Source organism: Mitsuaria sp. TWR114, from assembly GCF_007997345.1.
Genome location: NZ_VOSR01000025.1, coordinates 1 through 4,398, shown reverse-complemented (window position 1 = coordinate 4,398; position 4,398 = coordinate 1). Strand labels below are relative to the sequence as shown.

Sequence of the window (4,398 nt, the reverse complement as noted above, 5' to 3'; positions counted from 1 at the left end):
CCGGCCGCGCCGACCTGGCGCTCGCCGCCCTGCGCGCCACCGCGCCGGAGCTGTCCGTGGAGCCCTTCCTGTCGGATGTCTTCTTCCTGGTCTGCCGGCGCGACCATCCGCTGGCACGACGCCGGAGGCCGTCGCTGGCCGAGCTCAACGGTCAGCCGCTCATTGGCCTGGCGCGGCACAGCAGCGTTCGGCAGGCGCTGGACGCGGCGCTGCCGGGCCGGCCGCTAACCCCGGTACTGACTCTCGAGCAGCTGAGTTCGGTGGCCGGCATGGTGGTCGCCGGACTGGGCGTGACGCTGGTGCCGGCGCTGACGCTGTTCCACTTCGCCCATCCGGACCTGGTCGCCCGCCCGATCGCCGAGACCGGATTGCAGCGCCACATCTACCTGATCCGCCGCCGCGACCGCGCGCTCTCGGCGGCGGCCGAGGCGATGGCGCAGTCGCTCTGGCGCTGGGCCGGCGAGGGCCCGCGCCGTCCGGGCATCACGGTGCATGCGGCGCCGGCGTCGACGCCCGCCCGCATGACCGTCGGGCCGGCTACGGCAACGCCGGGCCAACGCGGGTGACGACCAGGCGCAGGCCGGGATCCTCGGGCTCCGCCGACAGCGTCCGGCCATGCGCCTCGGCGATCGATGCGGGCTGACGCCTGGCCCCCGATCGCGCGCGGCGCGGCATCAGAAGCGGTACAGGTAGCCGACGAAGACGCGATTCTCGGTCGAGCCATCCACCAGTGGGCTGTCCTTGATGCCGCTGCCCAGGCTCGTCACGCCGACGTCGACGAAGACCGCGTTCTTCGGGTTGAACAGGTAGGTGCCGCGCAGGCCCAGCTCGGCGTTGACGGTCGACTTGCCCTGGTAGGCGACCCGCGCCGCGGTGACCTCGCTCGCGCGGACGCCGTAGTAGTAGTCGACGTATTTCTTGTCGACCCACTGCGCGCCCAGGCGCGGCGTCAGCATGACGTGCTGGCCCAGGCGCCAGGAGCGCTCCAGCGTCAGCGCCAGGCGCTGGCCCTTGCTGTGGCCGGAGGCATCTGCGGTCCACTCGGCGCCCAGCTCGGCGATGTCGCTCTTCCAGCTTGCCTTCGCGCCGGCCCACAGTCCGCCCTTGCGCTCGGCCATGCCGTTCAGGATGGGCGCGTCGCCGGCCTCGTAGCCGCTGCCGTCCCACTTGGCCACGAGGCCGAAGTCGACCTGGTGGCCCGGCGCGACCTGCCAGCGCGGCAGCTTCACCGTGAGGCCCGGACCGAAGACGCGCACCCAGCGGTTCTCGTACTGGATCATCGGCAGCGCCCTGTTCTCGCGGTCGATGTCCTTGTAGGCCTTCTGGGTGCTCACCACGCCCACGCCCAGGCCCCAGGAGGACGACTCGCCCTCCTGGCCCGCCGGACCGCCGGGCCCCGCCGCCAGCACACCCGACGGGGCCGCGGCGCAGATCACCGCGGCGGAGGACAGGGAGGCGCGCAACAGCGCCGTGCGAACGTGCGGATCTGCAAGCGATCGGGCGAGCGAGAGGAGTCGTTTCTGCGTGAGCATGAGGGTTCCCGAGAGGGCGGTGAAAGGAGGCCGCATCCTCGAAGGGCACGTCTTACTGCGCACTTACCAACGATCACGCGCGCGGGCCCGGCGCGACCGTCCCCACCGCCTTGAGCGCCGCGATGGCTGCCGTATGCGCATGCACCAGCGGCGGCGACTGGTCGAAGCGCTGCGCATACCGCTGCTTGAACGGATCGGCGCTGTCGCGGTCCAGTCCCAGCAGGTCGCGCGCGCGCTGCGCCACCGCGCGCGGCGTGGCGGCCGCGTCGGCGGCACCGTCGATGGCTTCGTCCAGCATGGTGATCAGCCGGCTCAGCGGCTCCAGCCAGCGCATGTCCTCGCTGAAGGCCATCACCTGCAGGAACTCGCCCGCGCTCTGCGGACCATGCTGTTTCTCGAAGTCGCCGCGCTCCAGGTCGACCAGCGCGCGGTGGAGGTCGAGCAGCGCGCGGCGCAGCTGCTGGCAGGTATCAGTGGTCATGGGGCCGTCCAGTCATGGGAAGGCGCAAGCGTACAGGGGCTTGCGGCGCGGCGCCTGTCCCCTTTGGCAGACGCTTGGCAGAACGCTCGGCGGACGGCTTCGCGGACGGCTTCGCAGCAGGCTTCACAGCCGGCTCGGGCCGGCGCCTCAGGGCGCCGGCGGCTCCATCAGCATCTCGCGCAGCGGCCGTGCCTGACGCCAGCCGGTGGCCTCGAGCATCGGCTGCTCGTAGAAGTCGGGGACCGGGCCGAGGCACAGCAGGCCCAGTGGCTCCGCGCCCTCGGGCAGGGCCAGCGCCTGGCGCAGCGCCGCGGGGTCGAACATCGAGACCCAGCCCAGGCCCAGGTGCTCCGCCCGCGCGGCGAGCCACAGGTTCTGGACCGCGCAGGCCGCGGAGCACCAGGCCATCTCGCGCGGCAGGCTCCGGCGGCCGAAGACGGTGCCGTCGTCCGGCGCCAGCACGATGGCCAGCAGCTCGGCGCAGTCGCGCAGGCCCTCGACCTTGAGCCGCAGGAACTCCGCGCCGCGCTCACCCAGCGCCTGCGCGGTGCGTCGGCGCTCCGCCTCGACGATGGGCATCAGGCGCTCGCGCCACGCGGTCGTGCTCAGCCGCATGAATCGCCAGGGCTGCATCAGCCCGACCGACGGCGCCGCATGCGCCGCCTGCAACAGGCGCTCGAGCTGCTCGTCGGGCAAGGGCGCGGACGGCGTGAAGTGGCGCATGTCGCGACGCAAGGCGATCGCGCGATAGACGGCGGCGCGCTCGACGTCGTCGAAACGATGCTGCGGGTCCGGCGCGGCGGTCGGGGTCGCGGATGAAGTCGCGGATGAAGTCGCGGAGAAGGTCGAAGGGCGCGGCGAATCGGCGGAGGACGGCGGAGTCATGTCGCGATTGTCGGCCGGCGCGCGAGCCATACTGTCGGCTGCTTTGACAAATCCGCGCTGCCGGTCCCGACTCGCGTCTTTTCCCGAATGCCTGTTTCACCGCCATCGCCCGAGTCCACCGCGTCGACCCTGCGCGGCCCGCTGCGCCTGTCGCCGCTCATCGACACCGACCTCGACGCGATGGCCGCGCTGCTGTGGGACGAGCGCGTCTACCAGCACATCGGCGGATTGCCGGACTCCCCGGCGCTGGTCGCGCTCGGCCTGCGCCGGGCCCTGGCCGGACCGCCCGACGACCATGCCGACCAGCGCTGGCTCAACTACGCGATGCGCCTGGCGGCGACCGGCGAGCTCATCGGCCGACTGGAAGCGACGGTCCACGACGGCATCGCGGAAGTCGCGTTCCTGCTGGGGACCGCGCACTGGGGCCGCGGCCACGCGACCGAAGGCCTGCGGTGGCTCCACGAGGAAATCGCCCGCGTCAGTCCGGGCGCGCATGCTGGGCGACCACGCTGCCGGAGAACGCGCGCAGCGCCCGCCTGCTGACGCGCTGCGGTTATGTGCCGATGGATCCGGCGACCGCGCCACCGCTGCTGACCTACGACGACGGCGACCTCGTGTTCCGGCGCCCGGCCGCGGACTGACATCGGCCCGGGCCGATCAGCGCGGCCCCTGGTCCCAGCTCTCCATGCCCGACAGCGTCCGCTCGTAGGGCCGCGGGCTGATGCTCAGGTCGCCGACGAAGGGCCGGTCCATCTGGGCGATGAAGAAGAACACCAGCCCGGTCGAGAAGGACAGGAAGATCACCGCGGCCCGGTTGAACGCCGTGGCCGGCAGCACCAGCAGCGGGATCAGCGACATGACGCCGCCCGCGATCACGACGAACCAGAGCGATGCCGGCACGGTCGACTCGCTGGCGCTGACCCGTTCGCGCCGGAACTTCAGCATGTCGTTGGTGCGGGCCCAGATCTCGTGCAGCAGTGCCTGCTGGGCCGCGCTGCCCGGCTCGATGCGCTGCACGGCGCGGAAGATGCGGTTGACGTGCAGGCCGCCGCCGGCCGTGCCGGTGCCGCCGGGCGTGCCCTGCATGTCCTGCCACTCCTCGTCGAGGATGGACCGCGTGTACGCGCGGACCCGCTCGCGCGCCTCGAGCGCCGGCGGCGTGCCCATCACGGCCAGGTCGCGGGACAGCGCGCTCAAGGTCACCGCCTCGTTGCTGACCGCGGAGTCGGCGCTGCGGAAGGACTCCCACACGGACACGGCGCAGAAGGCCAGCAGCAACGAGTTCAGCGTGGCCACCAGCGCCAGCAGCGTCAGGGCCAGGCCCTTGTCCGTGTCATCGAAGCGCGGCTTCCACAGGCGGTGCACCAGCTCGAAGCTGGCGAGCGCCGGGATGATCCAGCCGGCGAGCAGCAAGGATCCGAACTGCCAGACCGGCAGGTGATAGAGCCACAGCGGCATGGGGGCCTCGCGAAGGATGTCGATGGCCGCCAGCGTAGGAAG

The 4,398-nt window shown here is 72.1% G+C and carries 6 protein-coding genes; 2 read left to right on the top strand and 4 right to left on the bottom strand.

Annotation, left to right across the window (positions count from 1 at the left end; translation table 11 throughout):
• Positions 1–566: LysR substrate-binding domain-containing protein (locus tag FUT87_RS01475; RefSeq protein WP_255511605.1), on the top strand; the 566-nt coding region annotated here is incomplete at its 5' end.
• Between the two features lie 108 nt (positions 567–674).
• On the opposite strand, the gene FUT87_RS01470 is transcribed toward FUT87_RS01475, so the two are convergent.
• The 3 genes from FUT87_RS01470 to bluB all read right to left on the bottom strand — a co-directional run bounded on the left by FUT87_RS01470 (position 675) and on the right by bluB (position 2,898).
• Entirely contained in the window at positions 675–1,463 is a 789-nt protein-coding gene (locus FUT87_RS01470; RefSeq protein ID WP_222617016.1) for a MipA/OmpV family protein, read from the bottom strand.
• A 142-nt stretch (positions 1,464–1,605) separates the two neighbouring features.
• Positions 1,606–2,013, bottom strand: coding sequence for a hypothetical protein (locus FUT87_RS01465; RefSeq protein WP_091724865.1), 408 nt, complete (start codon positions 2,011–2,013; stop codon positions 1,606–1,608).
• A 147-nt stretch (positions 2,014–2,160) separates the two neighbouring features.
• The gene (gene bluB / locus FUT87_RS01460; RefSeq protein ID WP_147239828.1) at positions 2,161–2,898 is read right to left on the bottom strand and encodes a 5,6-dimethylbenzimidazole synthase; all 738 of its coding nucleotides are present in this window, start codon (positions 2,896–2,898) and stop codon (positions 2,161–2,163) included.
• 87 nt (positions 2,899–2,985) lie between these two features.
• Between bluB and FUT87_RS01455 the strand changes: the two genes are divergently transcribed.
• On the top strand, positions 2,986–3,441 hold the full coding sequence (locus FUT87_RS01455; RefSeq protein WP_255511604.1) for a GNAT family N-acetyltransferase: 456 nt from the start codon (positions 2,986–2,988) through the stop codon (positions 3,439–3,441).
• Positions 3,442–3,555: 114 nt separating this feature from the next.
• On the opposite strand, the gene FUT87_RS01450 is transcribed toward FUT87_RS01455, so the two are convergent.
• On the bottom strand, positions 3,556–4,398 hold an 843-nt coding region (locus FUT87_RS01450), incomplete at its 5' end, for a DUF4239 domain-containing protein (protein ID WP_222617015.1).

Coding starts and splice junctions, on each gene's coding strand:
- FUT87_RS01455 (WP_255511604.1), top strand. CDS start 2,986: ATGCCTGTTTCACCGCCATCGCCCGAGTCCACCGCGTCGACCCTGCGC.
- FUT87_RS01465 (WP_091724865.1), bottom strand. CDS start 2,013: ATGACCACTGATACCTGCCAGCAGCTGCGCCGCGCGCTGCTCGACCTC.
- bluB (WP_147239828.1), bottom strand. CDS start 2,898: ATGACTCCGCCGTCCTCCGCCGATTCGCCGCGCCCTTCGACCTTCTCC.